This is a genomic window from Alteromonas algae (assembly GCF_049117195.1).
In the GTDB taxonomy this organism is placed as follows: Bacteria; Pseudomonadota; Gammaproteobacteria; order Enterobacterales; family Alteromonadaceae; genus Alteromonas.
In genome coordinates, this window is the sequence record NZ_CP185260.1 from 1,880,173 (window position 1) to 1,904,737 (window position 24,565).

General features: G+C 44.9%; 25 protein-coding genes and 5 tRNA genes. 22 read left to right on the forward strand and 8 right to left on the reverse strand.

Features of this window, described 5'->3' with window-relative positions; genetic code table 11:
• Positions 1 to 60 precede the first annotated feature (60 nt).
• From ACOJRU_RS08500 to serS, 5 genes are read left to right on the forward strand one after another with little or no spacing between them, the layout of a single operon-like run.
• Positions 61 to 2,772 (forward strand): DNA translocase FtsK, encoded by a 2,712-nt coding sequence (locus ACOJRU_RS08500; RefSeq protein ID WP_421134585.1) that lies wholly within the window; start codon positions 61 to 63, stop codon positions 2,770 to 2,772.
• Positions 2,773 to 2,776: 4 nt separating this feature from the next.
• Positions 2,777 to 3,487, forward strand: a complete 711-nt coding sequence (lolA, locus tag ACOJRU_RS08505; RefSeq protein ID WP_421134586.1) for an outer membrane lipoprotein chaperone LolA — start codon at positions 2,777 to 2,779, stop codon at positions 3,485 to 3,487.
• A gap of 5 nt (positions 3,488 to 3,492) precedes the next feature.
• Positions 3,493 to 4,797, forward strand: coding sequence for a replication-associated recombination protein A (locus ACOJRU_RS08510; protein ID WP_421134587.1), 1,305 nt, complete (start codon positions 3,493 to 3,495; stop codon positions 4,795 to 4,797).
• 1 nt (position 4,798) lies between these two features.
• Positions 4,799 to 5,182, forward strand: coding sequence for a fluoride efflux transporter CrcB (gene crcB / locus ACOJRU_RS08515; protein ID WP_421134588.1), 384 nt, complete (start codon positions 4,799 to 4,801; stop codon positions 5,180 to 5,182).
• A 10-nt stretch (positions 5,183 to 5,192) separates the two neighbouring features.
• Positions 5,193 to 6,485 carry a serine--tRNA ligase gene (gene serS, locus ACOJRU_RS08520; protein ID WP_421134589.1) on the forward strand — a complete coding sequence of 431 codons (1,293 nt, stop codon included), beginning with the start codon at positions 5,193 to 5,195 and terminating at the stop codon, positions 6,483 to 6,485.
• A gap of 65 nt (positions 6,486 to 6,550) precedes the next feature.
• Here serS and ACOJRU_RS08525 read toward each other — a convergent pair whose 3' ends face one another.
• Positions 6,551 to 7,420 (reverse strand): EamA family transporter, encoded by an 870-nt coding sequence (locus tag ACOJRU_RS08525; protein ID WP_421134590.1) that lies wholly within the window; start codon positions 7,418 to 7,420, stop codon positions 6,551 to 6,553.
• A gap of 135 nt (positions 7,421 to 7,555) precedes the next feature.
• Here ACOJRU_RS08525 and ACOJRU_RS08530 point away from each other — a divergent pair, with 135 nt between their 5' ends.
• Both ACOJRU_RS08530 and ACOJRU_RS08535 read left to right on the forward strand, forming a co-directional pair.
• On the forward strand, positions 7,556 to 8,098 hold the full coding sequence (locus ACOJRU_RS08530) for a hypothetical protein (RefSeq protein WP_421134591.1): 543 nt from the start codon (positions 7,556 to 7,558) through the stop codon (positions 8,096 to 8,098).
• Between the two features lie 109 nt (positions 8,099 to 8,207).
• A complete protein-coding gene (locus tag ACOJRU_RS08535) occupies positions 8,208 to 8,438 on the forward strand; it encodes a hypothetical protein (protein ID WP_421134592.1) in 231 nt (76 codons plus the stop codon).
• 28 nt (positions 8,439 to 8,466) lie between these two features.
• Here ACOJRU_RS08535 and ACOJRU_RS08540 read toward each other — a convergent pair whose 3' ends face one another.
• The 6 genes from ACOJRU_RS08540 to ACOJRU_RS08565 form a co-directional block, all read right to left on the reverse strand.
• Positions 8,467 to 9,288 (reverse strand): HAD family hydrolase, encoded by an 822-nt coding sequence (locus ACOJRU_RS08540; protein WP_421134593.1) that lies wholly within the window; start codon positions 9,286 to 9,288, stop codon positions 8,467 to 8,469.
• 117 nt (positions 9,289 to 9,405) lie between these two features.
• On the reverse strand, positions 9,406 to 9,753 hold the full coding sequence (locus tag ACOJRU_RS08545; protein ID WP_421134594.1) for a TusE/DsrC/DsvC family sulfur relay protein: 348 nt from the start codon (positions 9,751 to 9,753) through the stop codon (positions 9,406 to 9,408).
• On the reverse strand, positions 9,753 to 10,022 hold the full coding sequence (locus tag ACOJRU_RS08550) for a hypothetical protein (RefSeq protein ID WP_421134595.1): 270 nt from the start codon (positions 10,020 to 10,022) through the stop codon (positions 9,753 to 9,755). The genes ACOJRU_RS08545 and ACOJRU_RS08550 overlap by 1 nt, the downstream gene beginning before the upstream one ends.
• Positions 10,022 to 10,378 (reverse strand): DsrE family protein, encoded by a 357-nt coding sequence (locus ACOJRU_RS08555; protein WP_421134596.1) that lies wholly within the window; start codon positions 10,376 to 10,378, stop codon positions 10,022 to 10,024. The genes ACOJRU_RS08550 and ACOJRU_RS08555 overlap by 1 nt, the downstream gene beginning before the upstream one ends.
• Positions 10,378 to 10,767, reverse strand: coding sequence for a sulfurtransferase complex subunit TusD (tusD, locus tag ACOJRU_RS08560; RefSeq protein WP_421134597.1), 390 nt, complete (start codon positions 10,765 to 10,767; stop codon positions 10,378 to 10,380). Before tusD ends, ACOJRU_RS08555 begins: the two co-directional genes overlap by 1 nt.
• A 54-nt stretch (positions 10,768 to 10,821) precedes the next feature.
• Complete coding sequence (locus ACOJRU_RS08565) at positions 10,822 to 11,487, reverse strand: Bax inhibitor-1/YccA family protein (RefSeq protein WP_421134598.1); 666 nt, start codon at positions 11,485 to 11,487, stop codon at positions 10,822 to 10,824.
• Positions 11,488 to 11,725: 238 nt separating this feature from the next.
• On the opposite strand from ACOJRU_RS08565, the gene ACOJRU_RS08570 reads away from it, so the two are divergent.
• The 11 genes from ACOJRU_RS08570 (at position 11,726) to ACOJRU_RS08620 (ending at position 20,657) form a co-directional block, all read left to right on the forward strand.
• Positions 11,726 to 11,817 (forward strand) — tRNA-Ser (locus ACOJRU_RS08570).
• A 328-nt stretch (positions 11,818 to 12,145) separates the two neighbouring features.
• Positions 12,146 to 12,237: transfer RNA gene (locus tag ACOJRU_RS08575), tRNA-Ser, on the forward strand.
• 345 nt (positions 12,238 to 12,582) lie between these two features.
• The gene (gene ovoA, locus ACOJRU_RS08580) at positions 12,583 to 14,679 is read left to right on the forward strand and encodes a 5-histidylcysteine sulfoxide synthase (protein WP_421134599.1); all 2,097 of its coding nucleotides are present in this window, start codon (positions 12,583 to 12,585) and stop codon (positions 14,677 to 14,679) included.
• Positions 14,680 to 14,715: 36 nt separating this feature from the next.
• Positions 14,716 to 15,939, forward strand: coding sequence for an aminotransferase class I/II-fold pyridoxal phosphate-dependent enzyme (locus tag ACOJRU_RS08585; RefSeq protein WP_421134600.1), 1,224 nt, complete (start codon positions 14,716 to 14,718; stop codon positions 15,937 to 15,939).
• A gap of 114 nt (positions 15,940 to 16,053) precedes the next feature.
• Positions 16,054 to 16,767 carry a pirin family protein gene (locus ACOJRU_RS08590; RefSeq protein WP_421134601.1) on the forward strand — a complete coding sequence of 238 codons (714 nt, stop codon included), beginning with the start codon at positions 16,054 to 16,056 and terminating at the stop codon, positions 16,765 to 16,767.
• Between the two features lie 258 nt (positions 16,768 to 17,025).
• Positions 17,026 to 17,670 (forward strand): UvrY/SirA/GacA family response regulator transcription factor, encoded by a 645-nt coding sequence (gene uvrY, locus ACOJRU_RS08595; protein WP_421134602.1) that lies wholly within the window; start codon positions 17,026 to 17,028, stop codon positions 17,668 to 17,670.
• 6 nt (positions 17,671 to 17,676) lie between these two features.
• Positions 17,677 to 19,494, forward strand: a complete 1,818-nt coding sequence (gene uvrC / locus ACOJRU_RS08600; RefSeq protein ID WP_421134603.1) for an excinuclease ABC subunit UvrC — start codon at positions 17,677 to 17,679, stop codon at positions 19,492 to 19,494.
• Between the two features lie 110 nt (positions 19,495 to 19,604).
• On the forward strand, positions 19,605 to 20,183 hold the full coding sequence (gene pgsA / locus ACOJRU_RS08605) for a CDP-diacylglycerol--glycerol-3-phosphate 3-phosphatidyltransferase (RefSeq protein WP_421134604.1): 579 nt from the start codon (positions 19,605 to 19,607) through the stop codon (positions 20,181 to 20,183).
• Between the two features lie 162 nt (positions 20,184 to 20,345).
• A tRNA-Gly gene (locus tag ACOJRU_RS08610) sits at positions 20,346 to 20,421 on the forward strand.
• A 14-nt stretch (positions 20,422 to 20,435) separates the two neighbouring features.
• Positions 20,436 to 20,509 (forward strand) — tRNA-Cys (locus ACOJRU_RS08615).
• A gap of 61 nt (positions 20,510 to 20,570) precedes the next feature.
• A tRNA-Leu gene (locus ACOJRU_RS08620) sits at positions 20,571 to 20,657 on the forward strand.
• A gap of 57 nt (positions 20,658 to 20,714) precedes the next feature.
• Here the strand turns inward: ACOJRU_RS08620 and ACOJRU_RS08625 are convergent.
• Positions 20,715 to 21,488 (reverse strand): substrate-binding periplasmic protein, encoded by a 774-nt coding sequence (locus ACOJRU_RS08625; RefSeq protein ID WP_421134605.1) that lies wholly within the window; start codon positions 21,486 to 21,488, stop codon positions 20,715 to 20,717.
• A 185-nt stretch (positions 21,489 to 21,673) separates the two neighbouring features.
• Here ACOJRU_RS08625 and ACOJRU_RS08630 point away from each other — a divergent pair, with 185 nt between their 5' ends.
• The 4 genes from ACOJRU_RS08630 to cobB all read left to right on the forward strand — a co-directional run bounded on the left by ACOJRU_RS08630 (position 21,674) and on the right by cobB (position 24,565).
• Positions 21,674 to 22,360 carry a tRNA-uridine aminocarboxypropyltransferase gene (locus ACOJRU_RS08630; protein ID WP_421134745.1) on the forward strand — a complete coding sequence of 229 codons (687 nt, stop codon included), beginning with the start codon at positions 21,674 to 21,676 and terminating at the stop codon, positions 22,358 to 22,360.
• Between the two features lie 50 nt (positions 22,361 to 22,410).
• Positions 22,411 to 22,905 (forward strand): thiol peroxidase, encoded by a 495-nt coding sequence (tpx, locus tag ACOJRU_RS08635; protein WP_421134606.1) that lies wholly within the window; start codon positions 22,411 to 22,413, stop codon positions 22,903 to 22,905.
• Between the two features lie 63 nt (positions 22,906 to 22,968).
• Entirely contained in the window at positions 22,969 to 23,790 is an 822-nt protein-coding gene (locus tag ACOJRU_RS08640) for a sulfurtransferase (protein ID WP_421134607.1), read from the forward strand.
• 52 nt (positions 23,791 to 23,842) lie between these two features.
• Positions 23,843 to 24,565, forward strand: a complete 723-nt coding sequence (gene cobB / locus ACOJRU_RS08645; RefSeq protein ID WP_421134608.1) for a Sir2 family NAD+-dependent deacetylase — start codon at positions 23,843 to 23,845, stop codon at positions 24,563 to 24,565.

Here is a 24,565-nt window from a genome sequence, read left to right on the forward strand (position 1 = left end):
AGTGAATACAACGCTCAACATAATGTTCTCAGTAACGATTTTTATAAGTGATTTAGGGTTATGGCACGACTAACAGGAATCCAGCGAGCGTGGGAAGCAGGCATGATAGTAGCTTGTGTTTTCGCCTTTTTCTTATTGCTGGCATTGGTATCATTTCATCCAGGCGATCCGGGCTGGAGTCAAGCAGGCTTGCAACTTGATGTGCATAACTGGGTAGGGGCAACGGGCGCATGGGTTGCCGACTTGTTGCTATTTTCTTTTGGATTTATTGCCTACTTGCTGCCATTTTGTGCGGCATTTTTAGGGTGGTTTCTATTTCAACACATCAAAGAATTGGATGAGTTTGACTATCTCACTATTGGGCTTCGCATAATCGGTGGCTTATTAATTGGGCTAGGTGGCGCTGGCATACTAAGCCTGAACTTTAACGATATCTTTAATTTTTCTGCCGGCGGTTTTTTAGGTGATGTAATCAGTTCTGCTCTTGTGCCGTACTTTAATATTCCTGGCACTATATTGCTGTTGTTATGTTTCTTTTGTACCGGTTTCACCCTGTTAACAGGGGTAAGTTGGCTCTCAATAATCGATTGGGTTGGCGCTGGGTCGTTGTGGGTGGGTCATAAAACCATCACGTTACCGCAGAAGCTGTTGTCAATTGAAATGCCAACACTGGCGCTGCCTCAACGTGCATCGAAAAATACAAGTAGTGAACTTGATATAACCAGTATGCGGGCTGAACCAATGGCCTTCGAAAATCAAGACAACGCACCCGCCGAAACAGCAAGCAACACGGGTAAATCACATTTTGAACCAGCAGAAGACGATTACGATGCACCGGCTACCTCGACGCAAAATGAAGTGGATGAACAGGTAAATGGTCATGCTAGTACTAATGAAGCAAAAAGCGCCAGCGCATTTTCGCTTGCTGCCATGCGAGCAGCAGTTAAAAGCAAAATAAGTACTGATAAGCCCGAAGAAGGAGTTGAGGCTGATGACACTGAGAAAAAGGTGCAAAAAGAGCCAGTAATCAACTTAGATGACGATGGGCTTTTTGGCGACAACTTTGCTGATAAAGACGATATGCCGTATGCGCTAGATGAGCATAATGCTGCACCTAACCCTGTCGCGCAACGTGAGAGCATGCCATCGACTGCGACTGAATCGAATAGTAACGTGACGCCATCAACGAATAGCCAAGCCGAAGGTAAACCTTTTACACCAGTCGTTATGGGGGCAAAACCCGTGAAGTCGCAAGCAGGGCAGGGGGCTAGCGACTTACCGCCTATGCCATCGTTTGACTTACTTGAACGTGCGGACAAACACGAAAACCCGCTTACACAAGAAGAAGTAGACGCCATTTCTCGTTTGGTTGAAGAAAAGCTAGCCGATTTTAATATTGAAGCCGTTGTTGTAGGCGTGTATCCGGGGCCTGTAATCACACGTTTTGAACTGGATTTGGCGCCAGGCGTAAAAGTCAGCAAAATTACTGGATTGTCTAAAGACTTGGCCCGTGCAATGTCAGCTATTTCGGTTCGAGTAGTAGAAGTAATACCTGGAAAATCGGTTATCGGACTAGAGTTACCTAACAAAAAACGCGAAATGGTGCGGTTGAGTGAAGTCATTTCTTGCGATGCGTTCCAATCGCACAGCTCGCCGTTAACCATGGTGCTAGGTGCAGATATCTCCGGTAAGCCCGTTATTGTTGATCTCGCAAAAATGCCACACCTATTGGTTGCAGGTACCACTGGCTCGGGTAAATCCGTCGGTGTAAACGTAATGATTCTAAGTTTGCTATATAAAAGCACGCCTGAAGATGTACGAATGATTATGATCGACCCCAAAATGTTGGAGTTGTCGGTGTATGAAGGCATTCCGCATTTGCTTGCCGAGGTCGTGACCGATATGAAAGAAGCTGCTAATGCCTTACGGTGGTGTGTGGGCGAAATGGAACGCCGCTATCGACTGATGAGTGCGTTAGGTGTAAGGAATCTTAAGGGGTACAACGCCAAGGTAGCTGAAGCCATCGCTAACGGAACGCCAATTAAAGATCCGCTGTGGAAGAGCGAAGAGAGTATGGACGCTGAAGCCCCTGATCTAGAAAAGCTGCCCGCTATTGTAGTCGTCGTCGATGAATTTGCCGACATGATGATGATTGTAGGGAAGAAAGTTGAAGAGCTCATTGCCCGTATCGCCCAAAAGGCGCGTGCTGCAGGTATCCATTTAATTCTTGCCACGCAGCGTCCGTCGGTAGACGTTATTACTGGACTTATTAAAGCTAATATCCCTACCAGAATCGCGTTCCAAGTATCGAGTAAAATTGACTCTCGTACCATTTTAGACCAACAGGGCGCAGAAGCGCTGCTGGGGATGGGCGATATGCTTTACCTTCCGCCGGGCAGCCCGGTTCCTACCCGTGTTCACGGTGCATTCGTTGATGATCACGAAGTACATGCTGTGGTCGCCGATTGGCAAAAACGTGGTGAGCCCGAATATATAGACGAAATATTAAATGGCGAAGCATCGGCAGAAGTATTACTCCCAGGCGAACAACCTGAAGGAGAAGACCAAGAGTACGATGCGTTCTACGATGAAGCGGTCGCCTTTGTCACCGAAACACGCCGTGCGAGTGTGTCCAGTGTACAGCGTAAATTTAGAATTGGTTACAATCGTGCTGCAAGATTAGTTGAACAAATGGAAGCCAGTGGCGTCGTAAGTGCACAGGGGCATAACGGAAATCGTGAAGTGCTTGCCCCGCCAGCTTCAAAGGATTAGTAGTATGAATACAACATTGTTGGTTTTAGCCGGTACCTGTTTAACGTTTGGTGTCTCGTCTGTATCACTTGCTGACACGGGCTTGGAGTCAGGTCCAAGCGTTACCGACCACGTCGCTCAACAGACGGCCACTGACAACCTGCCAAAGGCGAACAGTCGTGCTGCAGCATCGCTCAAAGAGCACCTAGTAAACATGGACCAGTATAAGGCCATGTTTAGTCAACGGGTGTTGGATGCAGAAGGCGAAGTGGTGCATGAAGCCATGGGCACAATAACCATGGCAAGACCTAATAAACTACGGTGGGAAACGACCTTCCCAGATGAAACCTTACTGATTGCGGATGGAAGCGCGGTATGGAATATCGACAGCTTTGTAGAACAAGTGACAGTGATAAGCCAGTCTGAGGCAATTCAAAACAACCCCATCGTGTTGCTTACCTCTGAAGATGACGCAACGTGGAGTAACTTCACGATAGAAGCAATAAGTAACGATGATGCTACATTTCGCATTCGGCCATTATCGAACGAGGGTAATATTCAATCGTTAACACTGTCTTTCAGTGAGGCTGGGTTGTTAACATCATTGGCAATGCTAGATGCTCAACAACAAGTCAGCCAATTAACATTCAATGAAATCGTCACCGTATTTGATATTGATGGCCAGACTTTTGTGCCACACATTCCAGACGCTTTTATCATCGACGATCAGCGTTAATATCCATGTCTGTAGAGCGCTTTGCACCACTAGCGGCCCGATTACGCCCCGTTTCAATTGATGAATATGCTGGGCAAGAGCATTTGTTCGCAGAGGGTAAACCACTACGTAAAATGTTAGAAGCTGGCCATTGCCATTCAATGATTTTATGGGGGCCTCCAGGTACGGGTAAAACGACACTTGCCGAGCTGATTGCACACTACACACAAGCTGAAGTCATCAAGCTTTCAGCGGTTACCTCTGGCGTTAAAGAAATACGTGCCGCCATGGAAAAAGCGGAAGAAAATGGACGATATAACCAACGAACCTTACTGTTCGTTGATGAGGTTCATCGCTTTAACAAAAGCCAACAAGACGCGTTTTTACCTTTTGTAGAGTCAGGGGTTGTCACCTTTATCGGCGCGACAACAGAGAACCCGTCGTTTGAATTAAATAATGCGTTGCTCTCCCGAACGCGGGTATATGTATTAAAGCCTTTATCCAATGACGCGATAGCGTCGTTAATAGATAGAGCACTGACGGACACCGAAAAAGGGCTAGGTAATAAAAAGTTCGCAATAGATGATGACGCCAAGGCAGCGCTTATCGGGTTGTCATCGGGTGACGGGCGACGAGCGCTCACCTATTTAGAGTTGTCGGCAGATTTTACCGCTACAACATCTATTTCTCTTAGTGACGTAGAGCACGCAGTAGGTGAAAAAGTCGCGAGCTATGACAACAAAGGCGACACGTTCTATGACCTAATTTCCGCGTTCCATAAGTCGGTTAGGGGGTCTGATCCTGACGCTGCGCTGTATTGGTATGCGCGAATTTTACAAGGTGGTGGCGATGCGCTTTATGTAGGTCGGCGGTTGCTTGCGATAGCGTCGGAAGACATTGGCAATGCTGATCCAAGAGCAATGCAATTGTGCCTAAATGCATGGGACACGTTTCATCGTGTTGGTCCTGCAGAGGGTGAGCGCGCGATTGCCCAAGCAACGGTTTATTGTGCTCTGGCTGCTAAGAGTAATGCGGTTTACATGGCGTTTAGTGATGCCAAAGCATTAGCTAAAAAAACCTCGGACGCGCCTGTCCCTAGCCACCTTAGAAACGCGCCCACGTCGTTATTAAAAGATCTTGGCCATGGCGAGGGGTATCGGTATGCGCATAACGAAGCGCATGCATTTGCGGCTGGAGAAGTCTATTTCCCACAAGGACTAGAAGGCACGCGACTTTACAACCCAAACAATCGAGGCCTTGAAAAAGCGTTGAAAGCCAAGCGCGATTTTCTAGACGCGCTAAATCTAAACAGTAAGGAAAAGAGGCCCTAATATGCCAAATGGTGTGTTGTTATACTGTTATATTGCACTTGGCGGTGCAATTGGGGCGTGCTTGCGATATTTTTGCACAACAACGATAGATTCCTTGTTTGGAAAAAACATGCCATTTGGTACACTATCGGTGAATATCGTAGGTTCATTCGCGCTAGCATGCCTATATGGCTTAATTGAGCGTCATGATATGTCTGATTCGCCCTATAGAGCGTTATTGGGAGTGGGTCTTCTTGGCGCGTTTACGACGTTTTCAACGTTTTCGATTGAAACGTTAACGTTGCTCGAGAACGGCTTATGGCAAAAAGCGTTAGCGAATGTATTTTTGAATGTCGGCGCATGCTTATTAGCAGCGTGGTTGGCAATAGAATTAATGAAAGGATAATGAGAAACACATGTTAGATCCAAAGTGTTTACGCGGAGACATAGAACAAACTGCTGAACGATTAGCAGCCCGAGGTTTCGAGTTGGATGTCGCGACATTCAATTCCCTTGAGGAAAAAAGAAAAACACTGCAATCCAGAACACAGGATCTACAAAATGAGCGTAATGTTCGAAGTAAGTCCATCGGTAAAGCGAAAGCGCAAGGCGAAGATATCGCACCATTGCTTGCTGAAGTTGGCAAATTGGGTGACGAACTTGATGCTGCAAAAGCTGAGCTAAGTGTGCTGCTTGAAGAAATTAATACGTTCTCTCAAGGCATTCCTAATTTGCCTGATGCATCAGTACCTTTTGGTAAGAGCGAAGAAGAAAATGTAGAGATGTCTCGCTGGGGAACACCTCGTACGTTCGATTTCGACGTAAAGGACCACGTAGAAGTTGCAGAAGGGCTAAGCAATGGGCTTGATTTCGCGTCGGCTAGCAAGCTTACTGGTAGCCGCTTTGTCGTAATGCGTGGTGGTATTGCACGTCTTAACCGTGCTATCGCACAGTTTATGTTAGACGTTCATACGGGTGAGCATGGGTACGAAGAGATGTACGTACCGTACTTGGTGAATGCGGATAGTTTGTACGGCACAGGGCAACTTCCAAAGTTTGGTGAGGATTTGTTTCACACCAAGCCAGCGACAGAGGAAGGACAAGGGCTATCGCTTATTCCAACCGCTGAAGTACCGCTGACCAATATGGCGCGAGATGAGATTCTTGACGCTAAAACACTGCCGGTTAAGATGACAGCTCACACGCCGTGTTTCCGCTCAGAAGCTGGGTCTTATGGTCGTGATACGCGCGGCCTTATTCGTCAGCATCAATTTGACAAAGTAGAGCTTGTTCAGTTGGTTAAGCCAGAAGATAGTTTCGAGGCACTAGAAGCGCTAACAGGGCATGCTGAAGCAATCTTGCAAAAATTAGGGCTGCCTTATCGCAAAGTATTACTGTGTACTGGAGACATGGGCTTTGGTGCATGTAAAACGTACGATTTAGAAGTATGGTTACCTGCGCAAAATACGTATCGTGAAATTTCGTCTTGCTCAAACATGTTGGATTTCCAAGCGCGTCGAATGCAAGCGCGTTTTCGTAATCCGGAATCAAACAAGCCTGAATTACTTCACACGTTGAATGGTTCTGGTTTAGCCGTCGGCAGAACATTGGTAGCGATTCTAGAAAATAATCAGCAGGAAGATGGAAGTGTAACCATTCCAGAGGCGTTAGTGCCTTACATGGGCGGCCAAACGGTAATTAACCCATAGCACTTACATAGTACTTGCTTGTTAGCAATGTTAAAAAAGCAGCCTCTTGGCTGCTTTTTTTATGACTAGGACAAGGTTTCTGCCTGTTTCTGTCGTTGTGTAATGGAGCTTCCGGCAGTCGCTATTACGACCATGCCAACTGCTAACCACTGAGACAATGTGAGTGTTTCATCAATAATAATAAATGCCGCCACTGCAGCAATGGCAGGCTCTACGCTCATCATTATGCTGAAGGTTTGTTTGGGCATGTTGCGCATGGCGTTCATTTCAAGCGTATAGGGAAGGGCAGATGACAATACGCCCACGGCAAGCCCCATAAGCAAGGCAAAGGGCGTGAGTAGCACTGCACCTTGGCTGACCACACCAATAGGGACAATGCCTATCGCAGCGACAAGCATGCCAAGCGTTACCGTAACCCCACCAGAGCCCTCATTACCGGTTTTATTACCGAAAACAATGTAACCAGCCCAAAATGCGCCGGCGGTAAGCGCAAGCAAAACGCCTACAGGGTCTAGACTGTCTGATGATGTACCTATATCGGGCAATAACAAGCAAACGCCGACTACAGCCAGCAACGCCCACGCCACATCACGCTTCGATTTTGCACTGAAAAATGCTACCGCCAGTGGCCCGGTGAATTCAAGGGCGACGCCTATGCCCAGTGGAATACGTGCAATAGCAAAATAAAAAATGATGTTCATAGCACCTAAACAAATGCCATAAAATATGACGTTTCGCCAACCCCGTGGCGATAAACGCGCCTTCCATGGTTTGAAAATCAGTGTGAGTATTGCCGCGGCAAAGAAAACACGAAGTGCGCTTGTGCCTTCAGGCCCTGCAATCGGGAAGAGTTGTTTAGCGAACGAAGCGCCAGATTGGATAGTTACCATAGCCAATAAAACGGAAGCTATAGCCAGTAAAAAACGGTTGTTCACAGCACACTTTTACTTAAGTAAGATGAAGAGGCGTAGAGTATATTGAGTTTGTGGATAAAATGCTCATGATAAAAGCATCTATGTTAGGGAACATCATGCTTCTACGTAACTATTGAGACAAGAAAGGTGGCAAGTTTGAAGTATGTGGCGATATCAGGCGTTTTGGTAATAGTGGTGCTCACCGCTACCGTGCAGTACTTTAATAATTCAACACGTACCGCATCGTTGCCAGATACCAGTGCGGTGCTAGCTGAAAAGGTTAGTGTAAACAGCGGCACGCGGATTGAAGTCAAGCGTTTGGTTACGCATAACCTGCCGTTGCGTCCTGATTCAGCGTGGCAATTGTTATCTCCTGTAGCGCCGTATATTGACGCTCTGATTGCTATGGCACGGTCGGGCAATAACGAAGCGCGTTATGTATTGGCAAGGAACCTAGGATATTGCTACTACAGCCCCAAGAGCGCGCTGCAGTACGAACAAAAACGCGAACAGGCGTTACGCTACAGTGATAGCGATGTTGCAGTAACGCGCATTGATGAACAGTATCATTACTGTAGCGATATAAAACCTTCTGCGTTTGAGGGTTTTATAGATCATCTAGAAGCATCAGCCGATGCTGGGTTTGTTTTAGCGCAGGAACACTACGGTACAATTAGTACCGACTTATATAAAGGTTAACGGGTTAAGTGGCCTTGAGAGAAACGCGCTTATTGCAAGACGAGAGGCGTTCGAAAATAAAAAAGTGTTGTTTTTAGACCGTGCTATGCGCGTGGGAAGTATCAAAGCTATGGCACGCTTATCGTGGATTGCTTCTAATCAACAAGGTTCATATGGGCTTGTTGAGGCCTATGCGATTAACAATACTATTATGCGGCTTACCGATGATAATACATTGTATAACCGCTACGCGTGGCTGAATGAGAGGCTTGAACAGCGTTTGACACAAGCTGATATCCTTCAAGCACTGGCACAGTCTCAAGCGCTTATAGCGACGGTAGATAAAACGCGTACGTTATAACAAAGACAGTGAAGTGCTTAACATCAATTTACAGCGAAAACCGTTCTCTTAAAAAGTGTGCGATGCCATCTTCGTTATGATGTCCAATGATCGAGCTTGCTGCGGCTTTTATCGCCGGTTTTGCGTTACTGGGTGCATAGCACTCGTCGGCCAGCTCAAACATGCTCATATCGTTATCGCTATCACCAAAACAAATCACATTACTCGCACCCAAGTGTTTTTTGAGACTTTGTACGGCACTTCCTTTACTGGCCATTCTGTGATGCACATCCATCCAGCTATAATCATTTCCCTCGATCGCCGGCCCTGAGTAAGCAATCAGTGAATCGAAGCCGTTAATGTATTCCCACATCTGATGAATCGTGTCGGCGTTTCCAATCATGCTTATATTGGTGATTTGTGGCTTTTTTGGAAGTGCATCTAAAGGTAGTAGCGTGACTTTAGTCCTTGCAAAGTACTTGCTGACCAAGTCTTCTTCAACTTGATGCTGCGTAGGACTGTGGAAAATTATATGTTGGTGTTCCTTACCTACTGTATTAACGAAAGGGGTGATACCATTGCTGACCGCACAGTTAAGCACCGTACTTAACTCGCTATCGTCAAGCAGGTTGTCTAACGTAAGTGCTTCACTAGTAGGGTCCCAAACAGCCACGCCGTTACTGTAGATATGCGGTAGTGAAAATTGATGATCTTTAATAATGTCGTGTGCCGACAGCATCGTTCTTCCAGTCGCTACCGTGAACGCTACGTCATTTTTTTTAAGAAGCGCTAATGTTTCTTTCGTATACGGCGAAATTTCAGATTGTTTATTAAGTAACGTTCCGTCTAAGTCAAAAAAGATGAGATCCATAATTACCGCTATGCTGCTGTGTTGTATAACGCAATAATACGTGAGTTATATTGCAATCGTTTAACGAAAATAAAATTAATTCGCGATGTCACTTGAAACACTGAGGGTAGAAGCGTGTTATAAGCACTTCGCAGGCTTGGGTAAACCCGCAAGCTTGGTTGCTTGTTTAGCTGGGCCTTTCCGGAATAAACGCTGCAAGTAACGACTGTTACCTTTGTCAGGGCCATATTTATTGGCCATAGCTTTAACTAACGCTCTAATCGCAGGGCTGGTTTCATACTCTTCATAAAAGGCGCGAACAAAGCGTATAACTTCCCAATGAGCGTCTGTCAGTGTTATCTGTTCTTGTTCAGCGAGTACAGGTACCATTTCTTCGCACCAGTCAGTGTAATCCAGCAAGTATCCCGCTTTATCTGTTGCAATATGGCTATTGTTCCATTCTAAAAAATAAGTGGGGTTTGACATTACAAGGTGATCCAATGTGTGTGTAGTGTAGAGAGGTGGGCAAAGGCTTGTCCTGAGATAGCCTTTGTGTTTTCAGAGATTGTTATTCCCCTGCCGCGCGCATCGCTTGCTAGTATCGCGACGTCCCTATCTGCAAGGAAGGGAAGGTCCATGGCATAAACCCCGTCACCGATAAGCACGAATGAAATGTCTACATCAGCATGCGCCGCGGCGTTAATAAGCGCCTGGGATGCTTGGCTAATAGACGGACGGTCGATAATAAACAGCATTAGAACGTTACCACATGATCGCTAGATGAAATAAGCCTTATTTGTTCATCTGCATTTGCAAATTCAGCGTCAATGGCGTCCATCACTCCACTTATATCATGCCCGACGCGCGACGCACTCAATTCGCAAACAAAACATGATTCGATGTCAAAAAAAGGCATAGAGGCAAGGCGCTTACTATGATTTTTTATCCCCTTAATAGAGTCTGATTTTACTAACTGTAAAACGCCATCATCTTTAAATAGGACGCTCACCGAGTGGCCAAAATTCGTAGCGGCCAAGGCAAAATCGAGCCCTTCTTGACTGATGTTGCTACCGTAGGGGGGGTGGGTAAAACAAATAAGTAAAGTTGCCATCAGAACTGTACCAGCCTGTTGCATGCGTGCAGCGCGGTAAAAAACTCACCGAGCCCAGCTTGTTGAAACGGAGCCACTAAGTTTGCCCCGTCAACGCCGTTATCTTTCGCTTCATCAACGCTTACCACACCGCGTTTAATGGCGGCAGTAACACAAACCAAGAGCGCTGTATTATGCGAGGAAGATAATTGCGTCCAATACTCATAAGAATAAAATTCATCGCCTGTCTGCACGGCAAATTGATTGCAATGATGCACACCTTCACCATAGAAAAACACGTTGTCTACGGTATCGCCGTTATCAAGCACACCATCGATAAAGCTGGCCATACGAAGTGCAGCGTCGCCATAATAGGGCGGTGAAGTAACTAGAATTGAATAGTTTGTCATACAAATAAAAACACCCCAATTAAGGGGTGTTTATCTTACCCATTAATTTCGTACTTAGTCGTCGCCGCCAAATGCACCTAGTAGGTGAAGCATTGACGTGAACAAATTGTAGATGTTCAAGTATAACGAAACTGTAGCGCGAATGTAGTTTGTTTCACCACCGTTCACTATTCTGCTTGTATCAAACAAAATAAAACCTGACATGATGAACACGATAGCCGCGCTGATAGCCAGACTAACCGCTGGAACGGCGAAAAATAGGTTAGCAATCGCTGCCACTAAAACAACAACCAAACCGACAACTAGGAAACCGCCCATAAAAGAGAAGTCTTTCTTTGTTGTTAGCGCGTAACCAGAAAGCGCGAAGAAAACGAGCGCTGTTGCGCCCAAGGCTTCCATGATTAAACCGGGGCCCGCTACGCCTAGATAGAAATTAAGCGTATAGCCTAATGAGCCACCCATTAAACCAGTAAAAAGAAATACCCAGTAAATACCCGAGGCCGACTCGGCTTTCTTTTGCACAACAAACAAAGTAATGAAGGCGCCGATAGTCATCACTAGCGACATAATAGGTGAGATACCTACTGCCATTGCTATACCAGCACAAACCGCACTAAACGCTAGCGTCATTGCTAATAACATATACGTGTTGCGTAATACTTTGTTAGTTTGCAATACCGACGGTTGAGATGCACTAGAATACATCGAACGTTGATCCATTGTTTCCTCCAATAGGACTATGATATGACCAAAATGGTACACTTGTTATTAGTATACGTTGTATGGGTTTTAGTTCACATTTTCAAGTAGTTTCAGATGAATTTAGTCTCATAAAGCAATAAAAAGTGGTTGGTTGTGCAATAAATATCGCATTTGATTGAATTCTCGACAGTTAAACAACTTTTTAAAATTTTTACTTTACAGCGAAAAAAATATCATTAAGATACGCAGCACTTGAGGAGAGTTGGCAGAGCCCGGTTTAATGCACCTGACTTGAAATCAGACGTGGGGTCAAACCCACCGGGGGTTCGAATCCCTCACTCTCCGCCATATTAGAGAAACCCGCACAGTGTTGCGGGTTTTTTTATGCCTGTATTTTCATACCTGTAGAATTAAGTGATGTGATTACGCGCTGACTCAAATAACTACGCCAGAACGAAGCATTTCAGGTAACGTAAAAAGAAGACCAACAATGACAAAACCTCTTTTGAAAGTCGTTGATGTAAAGCGGGCGAAAATTTACGTGGCAATGTTGTTCAAAATTTAAGACAAAAAAACAAAAAATAATCATATTGTTCATCTATTCGTCACTTAACTAATTTAAGTGAAATAAGTGCTTTACAGTGAAAAAAATATCATTAAGATACGCAGCACTTGAGGAGAGTTGGCAGAGCCCGGTTTAATGCACCTGACTTGAAATCAGACGTGGGGTCAAACCCACCGGGGGTTCGAATCCCTCACTCTCCGCCATATTAGAGAAACCCGCACAGTGTTGCGGGTTTTTTTATGTCTGCGATTTTCTGCGCTGTTGGTGGCAAAATACGCCTCTTCAATCTGCCCCATCACAATAAGCGTGTATTCTTTCATTACGCGCGTCACTATCGCCTAATTAGCGAAATATAAATTGATCTCGTCGTGTCTTATCTCGGTAATTACTGGTTATTTACCGGTAATACAATGTATTGTATTAGGCGTTGCATAATTTGATGGTAGCGAATGTCGTATCAAGACCTACGTCAGTCACACTATTACCTAATAATCGAACAACCAATGTCACCTCAATAACATGCAAACATTTATAAAAAGAGGATCGTTATGTACGCTATGAGTACACTCAACCTACGCAACGGAAGCGTTGAGCAAAAACGTCAACAGATCAAAGAATATTTTATCGACTCGTTTAATACTTATGAGTCTTTGTTCAGCTGCCTTAATAGTGACAACGCCTATTATGAGCGTCCCGAAAAACTTCGCCATCCGCTTATTTTTTATTTTGGTCATACCGCTACATTTTTTATCAACAAGCTAGTGCTTGCGAAACTAATCAATAAACGTATCAACCCACATTTTGAATCACTTTTTGCTATCGGCGTAGACGAGATGAGCTGGGACGACTTAAACGATGAGAATTACGAATGGCCTCAAGTGAGCGAAGTCATAGAATATCGCCAGCAGGTCAGAGAAGCAGTACTCACGTTAATCGACACTATCGATTTTTCGCTGCCAATCGATTGGGACAGCAAGATGTGGCCAATCATTATGGGCATTGAACACGAACGCATTCACCTTGAGACCTCATCGGTTCTTATCCGCCAGCTTGATATTGCCTTTGTTAGTGATAATGGTGCATGGCCTCGCTGTCCCGATTCTGGTGAGGCACCAAAGAACGCACTGATTCCTGTAGAAGGCGCTGTGGTAACAACAGGTAAACCATTCGATGCCGATTATTATGGTTGGGATAATGAATACGGCAGCGCGCAAGAAAACGTTGCTGACTTTAAGGCCAGCCGCTTTGTTGTGAGTAACGGTGAATTTCTCACGTTTGTCGAAGCGGGAGGATATCAAAACCCTGATTACTGGGAGGAGGAGGGGAATCGATGGCGAGAATATACGCAAGCCACACACCCTGTATTCTGGATTAAAAGCGATAGCGGTTATTTGTATCGTAGTATGCTTGAAACATTTCCGTTGCCGCTTGATTGGCCTGTCGACGTGAATTATCACGAAGCAAAAGCGTTTTGTAATTATCTTTCTGAGACATCGGGTGACGTTATCCGGTTGCCCACCGAAAACGAATGGCTTAGGTTACGTGAACAAGCAGGGGTGACACAAAACGTTTACTCAGATGAGTTCAATATTGCACTCTCAAAGTTCGCGTCCAGTGAACCGGTAAACATAAACCAATCTAAAGAGTGGTTTGATGTGGTTGGCAATGTATGGCAATGGACTGAAACGCCTATTTATCCCTTTGATGGGTTCAAGGTTCACCCCCTCTATGACGATTTTACTACGCCGACATTCGACAATAAGCATAACCTGATGAAAGGCGGGAGTTGGATCTCGACAGGTAACGAAGCAATGAGAGAAAGTCGTTACGCATTTAGACGCCATTTTTTCCAACATGCAGGTTTTAGATATGTAAAAGCGGAGCACCCAATTCTTGTGAATGACTTTGATTATGAAAGCGATACCCAAATATCGCAGTACAGTGAATTCCACTACGGCGACGAATACTTCGCTGTACCTAATTTTGCTAAAGCAAGTGCACGGTTTTGCATCGAGCAACACGGTGAAAGGCCACACAAAAAAGCGCTCGATTTGGGCTGTGCGGTAGGGCGCTCTACCTTTGAGTTGGCCACGCATTTCGATCATGTTGATGGCATTGATTTTTCAGCGCGATTTATTAAAACCGCTTTTTCTATGCAAGAACGGGGAGAGATACGCTACAACCTTATCGAAGAAGGTGAGCTCACCTCATTTAAAGTGCGAAAACTTAGTGCACTTGGGCTTGAGAATACCGCTGATAAAGTTGCATTTGCACAAGGTGATGCCTGTAATTTGAAGTCTCAGTTTTCGGGCTACGACCTGATATTTATGGGTAACTTAATCGACCGGGTTTATAGCCCACGTAAGTTATTGCAAGAAGTAAGTGAACGACTAAATAAAGGTGGGTTACTTGTCATCGCCAGTCCATTCACGTGGTTAGAAGAGTATACACAACGTGCTGAATGGCTTGGCGGCTTTAAAGATGAGAATGGGGAGACACTTAGCTCTACCGAAGCGTTAGCTGCCGTTTTAGAGCCTGACTTCACAAGAGTCAGTTCGCCAAAAGAGATACCCTTTGTAATACGAGAGACAAAGCGTAAACACCAACACACCTTGTCAGAATTTAATGTTTTTGAAAAACGTTAACACAATGCGTCGGTGTGAAAAGGTGGCGTTATCAATATGAAAGATACCGCATTATTAGAAGCTATTGCTAACGTTGAGACAGAGATGTCTGATGCATTAGCGAAAAGCAGTTCGCTTTTCGAACCTGATAGTGCGGTGTTACCTGACTCTGGCGAACAACAACGTCGTTTGAAATTCAGCGTTGCAAAAACACGATTTGCGACTGCACCTAGTTATTCGCATAGTTTATGGCTTGCGGATATGGATTGCGTGCCTCCGTCGTCACTTGCTGCGTCAGTGTCCTCTTTCATGGCCGGTCATTTCGGCTATCAAGATATAGATATCAGACGAGATATCACTGATTATCTGAAACGTGACGGCACTATTATAAAACCAGAGTACATCGTGGATATTGCAAGTGTCGTCGCTGGTATTGCATTGGCGTTACGTACTTTTTGCGAGACTGGGGATAAAGTGATGGTAGTTTCACCTACCTACGGACCCTTGTACTCAGCCGTAACGCAAAATAAGATGACGCCGGTATCACTGTTTCTTAGCGCAGAATGTAGTGATATAGACGACCTTGATAGGTTTGATACCGAGGCGCGCGCACTCGTTTTATGCCATCCAAATAATCCTACCGGTAGCATACTTTCACCAAAGGCGCAGGCAGCGCTTTTGGCGCGGTGTAAGCGACACAATATCCTTGTTATATCTGATGAAGTTCACCGAGAGTTTCATTTTGATCAATACGATAACCGGTTACCTCCGGTACCGCTGTTTGGGTACGGAGTGGGCGACTGTGCGCATAGCAATGTAATCAGCTTTTGCAGTACGTCGAAAGCCTTTAATTTAGCCGCTATAGGCGGTGCATCATACGCTATCATTGCTAACCCTTCTTTGCGAACGAGGTTCATAGCTGCGGTAGACAATGAACACCTAGAGGCCGCGCCTATTTCTAAGATAGCCTTGCAGGAGGCTTATCGTTCCCATAGGTGCTGGCAGCACGAAATAGTTGACTGTATTGGCACCAATCGCGCTTACGCGAAGCGATTGCTTGGGCTCATGAAAAAAGAGAATACAATATCGCTCGATAGCGCTTCCTATTTCTTGTGGCTTGATTTACGTCAGCTGTTCAGTGGAGATATTCTTGAAGCGTGTTGTCGAAGAGGCGTCATTGTGGGGAACGGCGCGCATTGTCATGCCCCTGGTTTTGTCAGACTATCAATTGCGTGTCATCCAACCGTTATTAAAAGCGCACTGTTACGGTTATTCTATTAATTAGAATAAATCCTTTTATTTTTACCAATTTCATCCCTTTTATTAAGAGTTATAATGAATTCTATTAAAGATGTTGGGTAATAGAACGCGATATAGCGAATAAGAGTGGGGGTAATGGTAATGTATTTACGCAAGGCTAACGAGCGAGGAAAAGTAAACCTAGGGTGGTTGAACAGTCGCCACAGCTTCTCTTTTGGGCACTTCTATGATGCAAATCATATGGGGTTTTCAGTACTAAGAGTGATAAACGACGATGTTGTGCAGCCAGCACGAGGGTTTGATACTCACGGTCATCGAGATATGGAAATTATCTCCTATGTGATAAGCGGCGCATTAGAGCACAAAGACAGTGCAGGGAACCACCATATTATCCCTTCAGGCGATGTACAGGTAATGAGTGCCGGCACAGGTATTACGCATTCAGAATACAATGCATCAAAGAATTCGCCTGTGCGCTTTTTACAGATATGGATCTTACCTAGCCAAAAAGGGCTTTCCCCCTCTTACGCTCAGAAAACCGTAGAGAACAAGCAAGGACTTGAACCTCTGGTTAATCGTAATGGCTCGCAAGGCGCCCTTGCAATTAATCAGGATGCATCGATAAGTCGATTGCAATTAAGTGAAGGAGAACGTTTTCGTTTCGATACGTCAGATACCGCAGGCTATTTACACATTATAGAAGGCGCTGCGGCAGTGCGCGTTGGCGATAGTAGCGAATACGATGTAGAGATAGAAGAGGGTGATGCGGTAGGCACAGAGGATGGTGACCACGTATCGGTGGTCGCGAAGAGACCATTGGTTGCATTATGGTTTACGCTACCTCACTAGGCCGTATCGAACGTTTATCTATCAGTATTAATAATAGTATTTTATAACGTCAACGATGGTTGGTAGCGCATCGCCCAGTGCAGGGCGGTAGCGCAACCAATGTTTATTGTTAACGTTCTACACAGAACTTTAGTAACAGTAGTTCACCTTCTATCAACTCATGGTATGATACTTATTCACGTTTGCTTTTATACAAGGTAAAACGTTTCATTTTTCAGGCATTTTGCCGCGAGTTTATGTAGTCAGTGAGATACTAGCGTGATAAAAATAATCCTAGCAGATGACCACGATTTGGTCAGAACAGGGATCCGTAGAATTCTTGAAGATGTAAAAGACTTTTCGATTGTTGCTGAAGCAAAGAACGGAGAGGATGCAGTTCAACTGTGCAGAAAAGATGCACCTGATGTTGTGCTTATGGATGTCAATATGCCTGGGATAGGCGGCCTTGAAGCGACCAAGCGCATTGTGCGGATGTCAGAAAATACTAGGGTAATTTGTGTATCGATGCACAAAGAAAGCCCTATACCGATGCAAGTAATGAATGCGGGCGCTTTTGGTTTTCTAACCAAAGATGCAGAGCCTGATGAAGTGATTATTGCGATACGTAAAGTGGTCGCTGGCCAGAAATACTTGGGCAATGAAATTGCGCATAGCATTGCTATCGAAAAATTATCTCCATCGGTAGAGAATCCGTTTACCGAGTTGTCTACGCGTGAATTAAGTATCGCTATGCGTCTTACAAAAGGCCAGCGAGTCCCTGATATTGCAAGTGAATTGAGTATTAACGCGAAAACGGTCAATACCTACCGCTACAGAATGTTTGAAAAACTTGGTGTTACCACCGATGTAGAACTGACTCATCTGGCGTTACGGCATAAATTGATCGACTCTAATTTGTTGTAGTGTCTTATGCCTGAATTTGATTCAGCTGATTTTCTCAAAAACCTTACCAACAAGCCCGGCGTTTACCGCATGTATAACGCCGATGGTGAGGTTATCTATGTGGGTAAAGCGAAAAATTTAAAGAAGCGAGTATCTAGCTATTTTCGTTTGCAAGTGGATAACGCGAAAACGCGTTCACTTGTCAGCCAAATTGCCGATATGGACGTGACGGTTGTTAACAGCGAAACCGAAGCATTTCTTCTCGAAAATAACTTCATAAAAAAATACAAGCCACGCTATAACGTGGTGATGCGAGATGATAAGTCTTATCCATTTATCTTTTTATCTGATCACGAGCATCCAAGACTTTCATTTCATCGTGGACCGCAAAAAAAGAAAGGAGAGTACTTCGGGCCTTATCCTAGCGCATGGTCTGTTAGAGAGAGTTTACGCTCTATGCAGCGTATTTTTCCGGTAAGGCAATGCGAAGACAATTACTACCGTGCCAGAAGCCGCCCTTGTTTGCAGTACCAAATGAAACGTTGCAGTGCACCGTGCGTTGAAGGGTTTGTGACCGACGACGAATATAAAGAGCAGGTAAATTTAGCGCGACTGTTTTTAAAAGGCAAAAACCAGCAAGTCATTGGTACGTTAGTGAACAAAATGGAAGTGGCGAGCGATGACTTAAACTTTGAGGCTGCTGCCCGTTACCGAGACCAGATAAATGCGCTGAGAAAGGTGCAAGAGCGTCAGTGGGTGTCAGGTACGCAAGATGAAATGGATATTTTTGGCTTTGCGTTCAAAGGTAATATGGCATGTATTCAGGTTTTGTTTATTCGTGATAGTCAGCTGCTTGGTAGTAAGTCGTTCTTTCCCAAAGTACCAAGTACGGCCGATGAACAAGAAGTATTTGAATCGTTCTTTTTACAGTTCTATCTTGCAGGCAATAAAGTTATACCTAAACAAATTGTGCTAGGTGAAAGCCTATCAGATGAAGCGGCGATTGGTGATCTACTGTCTACCGAAGCGGGTTATAAGGTTACCTTTTTTAAAGGCGCGAGAGAAGAAAAGCGTCGTTATTTACAACTTGCTCAATCGAATGCAGAAAACGCACTAGATGCTCAATACAGTCAACAAAAATCCGTATTTGCCCGCTACCTCGATTTAGAGAACGCAATGGAACTTGAGGCGCCTATTCAACGCATGGAGTGTTTCGATATTAGCCACACGTCTGGCGAACAAACGGTGGCGTCGTGTGTTGTGTTTAATAGAGAGGGGCCGCTTAAGAGTGACTATCGCCGATATAATATCGAGGGTATTACCCCTGGTGACGATTATGCTGCGATGGCACAGGCGTTAAAACGACGGTACAAAACCGTTAAAGAAGTACAAAAGATCCCCGACCTGTTATTGATTGACGGCGGTAAAGGGCAACTTTCACAGGCCGAAACGTTCTTTGAAGACTGGCCTCATGATAAAAAGCCTATGTTGTTAGGTGTCGCAAAGGGGACGACGCGAAAACCAGGGCTAGAGACACTATTTTTAGCGGGCAGTCATGAAGTATTGCCTATGGACAGTCATTCGCCGGCTTTACACTTAATTCAACATATTCGTGATGAATCTCACCGATTTGCTATCACAGGACACAGAGCGAGACGCCAGAAAGTAAAAACTACGTCGACACTTGAAAACATTCCTGGAATAGGCGCTAAACGTCGCCAAAGTTTATTAAGCTATATGGGGGGATTACAGGGCCTTAAAAAAGCGAGTAAAGATGAAATCGCGAATGTGCCAGGTATTAGTAAAGAACTCGCTGATACAATTTACGACCATTTACATCACTAAAACTATGTCATCACGGGCATTTATTGTCGATTTGCGGTAGTCTTTAACAAAATGAAAGCTTAAAACGCTGCGCTAAACTAGCCCGAGAGGGCTGATAACGAGAAAACTCTATGTGGACTGTTCCAAACATAATTACCCTTTTTAGGGTAATTCTTATTCCTGTTTTTGTAGTCGTCTATTTTTTAGATTGGCGATGGGCCCATGAGGCTGGTGCATTTATCTTCTGGCTTGCTGCTATCACCGATTGGTTTGATGGGTATTTAGCAAGAAAGCTGGAGCAATCTACGCCGTTTGGTGCGTTTCTTGACCCTGTCGCCGATAAACTTATCGTTGGAACAGCGCTACTTATGATAACGCACAGCTACGCTAACCTTTGGATTACGCTTCCTTCTATAGCGTTACTCGTCCGCGAAATATATGTTTCGGCACTGCGGGAGTGGATGGGGTCAAGTGGCGTAAGAGAGACCGTTAAGGTGTCTTTTGTAGGAAAAGCGAAAACCACAGCACAAATGCTGGCACTGATAGGGCTACTTTCTGGCTTAGAAACCTTTATGGGCTTTCCAATATATTGGGTTTCGTTGGGTTATATTCTTCTTTACGTAGCAGCAGTGCTGTCAATTTGGTCAATGATTGTTTATACCAAAGCGGCGTGGCCACATTTAAGCGGTGCATTAAGTAAACAGCAGTGATCGACAAATAAACAAAGTGAATAAAAATAACGCAAACAAACCGAAAAATACTAAATTTCCTTAAATTTCACTGTTTTTCGTATTGACACTTTCAGCGTTACAGGTAGAATTCACCGCACATTTCGAGACGGCAACGACGAAACGAAATGTAAGACTTTATATGCGGGAATAGCTCAGTTGGTAGAGCACGACCTTGCCAAGGTCGGGGTCGCGAGTTCGAATCTCGTTTCCCGCTCCAAAGTCTAGTATTAAGGCGGAATGGCAGAATGGCTATGCAGCGGATTGCAAATCCGTGGATCTCGGTTCGACTCCGGGTTCCGCCTCCATAATGCTTAATGCAATTTCAGGTATCTACGCCTGACACCCCAACCGAAAGGTTACCCCGATGCCCGGGTGGTGAAATTGGTAGACACAAGGGATTTAAAATCCCTCGCTGGTAACAGCGTGCCGGTTCAAGTCCGGCCCCGGGCACCATTTCTTTATTTATACAATCTCATCGATACACACAAATACATCAGGCTTAGTGATTATTTACCCATTGGTACACGCTACGTTACCCTCATTCACTAACCGTTCTTGTGCCAATGCAATGTTAAAGCGCGCAACGAAATCTTCGCTGGTCGTAATTTTTGAAAAGATAAAATAAATATCACTTTCATGCAGTGTTTCATCTAACAGTATGAAATTGCTGGAAGGAATAAGCCGCTCTTGTTCTATACACAGCGCGGTATAATCATCTATTACGGCATCGACGTCACCATCAAGCAGCATTGTTAAACGAGACGCGATGTCGAAACTGTAACGAAAGTTATCGCTAAAAATTTTTCGCGCAACCTCTACTTTAGGACCAAAATAGCCAGCTTTATTTAACGCTATTTTGTAATCGCGTTCTAGTACCGACTTTAAACTTAAACGCTCTGGCAATGCACCGTGATTGCGCACTAATAATCCAATCGCCTCTCTTCGATAGGCGCTAGAATATATAAAGTCTCGTTGTCGTGTTTTTGTCAGGCTTGCACCGATAGAGATATCGAAGGTTCCCTTTTTCTGTTCAATCAAACTGCGGGCTTCTGTCATAGGTAATACATTAAGGGTGCAACCCATTCGTACTAGCGTGCGACGTAACAAGTGAAAGTCTGTGCCGCCATATGACGTTCCGGCTTTACTGAAATAGGGGATCCAATCGCCACTGTAGCCAACGATTAAAGGTCGATCGCATGTTGTCTCGGCGCCGTAGGCGCTGGGCATCAAATAAAGAAAAGTAGCGGTAACAATTAAAAGGTGCCTAAGCGTATAGCGATTCATGGTGTTTTTCTGTTTTTTGTTTATTTTATGGTCACTTTGGTGTCAAATGCAATGACATAATGCGCTGATACAGACAAAGCGTGTGGTAAAATAATAATAAATTCAACGTAGCGCACATTTTTGACGACACCCCCTCAATACCGCGCTCATCAATACCGAGTCCAGTAAACATGTGTAACTCAGTTATGGCACTTAGAGATGCTGAACTTGCTAAGGCGCAGCGACCGTTCTTCGCGCGAGGCAGCAAAGTCGTTCGCTGCGATGCGTGTCGCCTTCCAATCAATACGTGTATTTGTGACGCTAAGCCAGCGCCAGAAAAAGGCGTTGCGGTCGCATTCATTATGTACAAGGGTGAATATTATAAACCGACCAATACGGGGCGTTTAATTGCTGATGTTGTTGAAGATAACCATGCATTTCTGTGGCATAGAACGCAGCCAGATAGTGCACTGCTTTCATTGTTATCTAGCGATAAATATCAGCCCGTATTAGTCTTTCCACACGAGTATGCCGCACCAGAGCGATGTATTTCCTCGCCACCATTAATGGCAAATAAAACGCTATTATTTATTTTCTTAGACGGTACGTGGCGAGAGGCCAGAAAAATGTTTGGGAAAAGCCCGTACTTAGACAATATTCCAGTGTTAGGGGTTAATCCTGATATTGCATCTGATTATCTGTTGCGGGAATCTACCCATGCATTTCAACATTGTACGGCGGAAGTCGGAATTAGTGTACTTACGCTCGGTGGTTACCACCATGCAGCTAAGAAACTCGCAACGTATTTCAGTGTATTTCGTCACCAATACTTAAAAGGCAAACCTCATTTATCTGACAAGCTAGCATTTGCAAAAACGCAGTTAGAAGAATAACCTATCATTTAACACCGTGTATTAACGTAACATTTGTAAAGGAAAACGACATGACAACAGTAACATTTCAAGGTAACGATGTTTCTACCGTGGGCTCTCTTCCTACTGTGGGTGAAAAAGCACCTGAATTTACATTGGTAAAGGCTGATTTAGGTGAAGTATCTTTAGACGACTTAGCGGGTAAGCGTGTTGTTTTAAATATATTTCCTTCTATCGATACGGGGACATGTGCAGCTTCGGTAAGAAAATTTAATGAAGAGGCGAGTACATTAGACAATACCACTGTAATTTGTGTGTCTGCCGATTTACCGTTCGCGGCTGGTCGCTTTTGTGGCGCTGAGGGTATCAACAATGTACTTACTGGCTCAACATTTCGAAGCACATTCGGCGAAGATTACGGAGTAGCGTTTTCTAGTGCGCCGCTAACAGGTCTGTTATCACGCTGCGTTGTTGTCATTGACACAGACGGCACTGTTATCTATACCCAGCAAGTTGCTGAAACTACCGACGAGCCAGATTACTCGGCGGCGCTATCAGCCCTTTAATCACTATTAGCCCTTTAATATTGCTCCTATGCCCGTCGTTGACGGGCTAACTGGTTTAGGCTCATGCAAATACTCATTTCACCATCGCAGCTCTCTAATGCATTAACGTCTACGCGCATCATTCCTGTAAGGGCGTTAATGAACGACCCTGTTTCAAAGCAGCAAGACAAACGCGATGCGTTTGTTATTCCAGGTTCTGTTGACTTTGATTTAGATGGTGAAGGCAGCGAACACAATGCCACATTCCCCCATACGTTACCGTCTATAGGCGCGCTATCTCGCTATTTGGCGCGTAACGGCATTACGGAAAAAACACCATTAGTGGTTTACGATACCCGGGGTGTCTATTGCAGTGCTCGGGTATGGTGGATGTTAAAAGCATTGGGACATGAGCATGTATCATTACTTGATGGCGGCTTGCCCGGCTGGAGCAGACATAACTTGCCGCTGTCTGAACCTCGTCCAACTCGGCTCGCACAATATAATGCGAATGCCCAAGCAAATTGGTTTGTTAACGCAGACTATGTACTCTCGGTGCTGCAATCAGAGACTCAAATTATTGATGCGCGAAGTAGCCCTCGTTTTTACGGGGAGGTGCCAGAACCAAGAGAAGGACTTCGCAGTGGCCATATGCCTGGGGCCATAAACATTCCATACCAATCACTTTTAAACGCTGATACGTTTCTACGCATTGATGCGTTAACGGCGGTGTTTTCTGAGGCGGGGGTTGACCTATCCCGTCCAATTTTGTGTTCCTGTGGCTCGGGCATCACCGCGTGTATTATTGGTGTTGCGGCCTTGTTGTGTGGCGCTAACAACGTCGTAGTTTATGACGGCTCTTGGTCAGAGTGGGGCGCTGTTAACCGTTTCCCCGTCACCCGCTAGTATCAGACTAGGCAAAGATACTTTTTCACCGTACACAAATAAGAAAATAAATATGTTTACGAAACCAAATATTGTTGTGCTAACTGGGGCAGGGATCTCTGCAGAATCAGGGATTAAAACATTTAGAGATAATAATGGCTTGTGGGAAAACCACAGTGTTGAAGAGGTAGCGACACCGGAAGGTTTTTCTCGAAATCCCGAGCTGGTTTATCGTTTTTATAATCAACGCCGTGCGCAACTCACAGAGCCTTATGTTGTACCAAACCAAGGGCACATTGCCTTGGCAGAACTTCAGCAAAAAATGCCGGAACATGTAACCTTGGTCACGCAGAATGTTGATGACCTACACGAACAGGCCGGTAGCCAAAACGTTATTCATATGCACGGTACGTTACGCGCCGCCCGTTGCTTACAATGTGACACAGTATCGTATTGGGAAGAAGACTTTTGTAGTGCGACAACGTGCCCGCGTTGCAACGAAGGCTCGTTGCGCCCAGATATCGTATGGTTTGGTGAAATGCCTATGCATATGGATAGTATTGAAGCCGCGCTGCTTGATGCCGATATATTTATAGAGATTGGTACCTCAGGAAATGTGTATCCTGCTGCAGGGTTTGTTCAATACGCCCGCGACGCAGGTGCCGTCACAATCGAAGTTAATTTAGTACCAAGTGCTACTAATAGCCTGTTTGACAGAACGATTACAGGGGTCGCATCACAAACTGTACCCACGTTAGTGTCACAAATACTGATGGATTGCGAAGGGTTAGCGTAA

Excerpts from the sequence above, each read along its gene's own strand:
- ACOJRU_RS08500 (WP_421134585.1), top strand. The coding sequence starts at position 61 with ATGGCACGACTAACAGGAATCCAGCGAGCGTGGGAAGCAGGCATGATA.
- lolA (WP_421134586.1), top strand. The coding sequence starts at position 2,777 with ATGAATACAACATTGTTGGTTTTAGCCGGTACCTGTTTAACGTTTGGT.
- ACOJRU_RS08510 (WP_421134587.1), top strand. The coding sequence starts at position 3,493 with ATGTCTGTAGAGCGCTTTGCACCACTAGCGGCCCGATTACGCCCCGTT.
- crcB (WP_421134588.1), top strand. The coding sequence starts at position 4,799 with ATGCCAAATGGTGTGTTGTTATACTGTTATATTGCACTTGGCGGTGCA.
- serS (WP_421134589.1), top strand. The coding sequence starts at position 5,193 with ATGTTAGATCCAAAGTGTTTACGCGGAGACATAGAACAAACTGCTGAA.
- ACOJRU_RS08535 (WP_421134592.1), top strand. The coding sequence starts at position 8,208 with ATGGCACGCTTATCGTGGATTGCTTCTAATCAACAAGGTTCATATGGG.
- ACOJRU_RS08540 (WP_421134593.1), bottom strand. The coding sequence starts at position 9,288 with ATGGATCTCATCTTTTTTGACTTAGACGGAACGTTACTTAATAAACAA.
- ACOJRU_RS08545 (WP_421134594.1), bottom strand. The coding sequence starts at position 9,753 with ATGTCAAACCCCACTTATTTTTTAGAATGGAACAATAGCCATATTGCA.
- ACOJRU_RS08550 (WP_421134595.1), bottom strand. The coding sequence starts at position 10,022 with ATGCTGTTTATTATCGACCGTCCGTCTATTAGCCAAGCATCCCAGGCG.
- ACOJRU_RS08555 (WP_421134596.1), bottom strand. The coding sequence starts at position 10,378 with ATGGCAACTTTACTTATTTGTTTTACCCACCCCCCCTACGGTAGCAAC.
- tusD (WP_421134597.1), bottom strand. The coding sequence starts at position 10,767 with ATGACAAACTATTCAATTCTAGTTACTTCACCGCCCTATTATGGCGAC.
- ACOJRU_RS08565 (WP_421134598.1), bottom strand. The coding sequence starts at position 11,487 with ATGGATCAACGTTCGATGTATTCTAGTGCATCTCAACCGTCGGTATTG.
- ovoA (WP_421134599.1), top strand. The coding sequence starts at position 12,583 with ATGTACGCTATGAGTACACTCAACCTACGCAACGGAAGCGTTGAGCAA.
- ACOJRU_RS08585 (WP_421134600.1), top strand. The coding sequence starts at position 14,716 with ATGAAAGATACCGCATTATTAGAAGCTATTGCTAACGTTGAGACAGAG.
- ACOJRU_RS08590 (WP_421134601.1), top strand. The coding sequence starts at position 16,054 with ATGGTAATGTATTTACGCAAGGCTAACGAGCGAGGAAAAGTAAACCTA.
- uvrC (WP_421134603.1), top strand. The coding sequence starts at position 17,677 with ATGCCTGAATTTGATTCAGCTGATTTTCTCAAAAACCTTACCAACAAG.
- pgsA (WP_421134604.1), top strand. The coding sequence starts at position 19,605 with ATGTGGACTGTTCCAAACATAATTACCCTTTTTAGGGTAATTCTTATT.
- ACOJRU_RS08625 (WP_421134605.1), bottom strand. The coding sequence starts at position 21,488 with ATGAATCGCTATACGCTTAGGCACCTTTTAATTGTTACCGCTACTTTT.
- ACOJRU_RS08630 (WP_421134745.1), top strand. The coding sequence starts at position 21,674 with ATGGCACTTAGAGATGCTGAACTTGCTAAGGCGCAGCGACCGTTCTTC.
- tpx (WP_421134606.1), top strand. The coding sequence starts at position 22,411 with ATGACAACAGTAACATTTCAAGGTAACGATGTTTCTACCGTGGGCTCT.
- ACOJRU_RS08640 (WP_421134607.1), top strand. The coding sequence starts at position 22,969 with ATGCAAATACTCATTTCACCATCGCAGCTCTCTAATGCATTAACGTCT.
- cobB (WP_421134608.1), top strand. The coding sequence starts at position 23,843 with ATGTTTACGAAACCAAATATTGTTGTGCTAACTGGGGCAGGGATCTCT.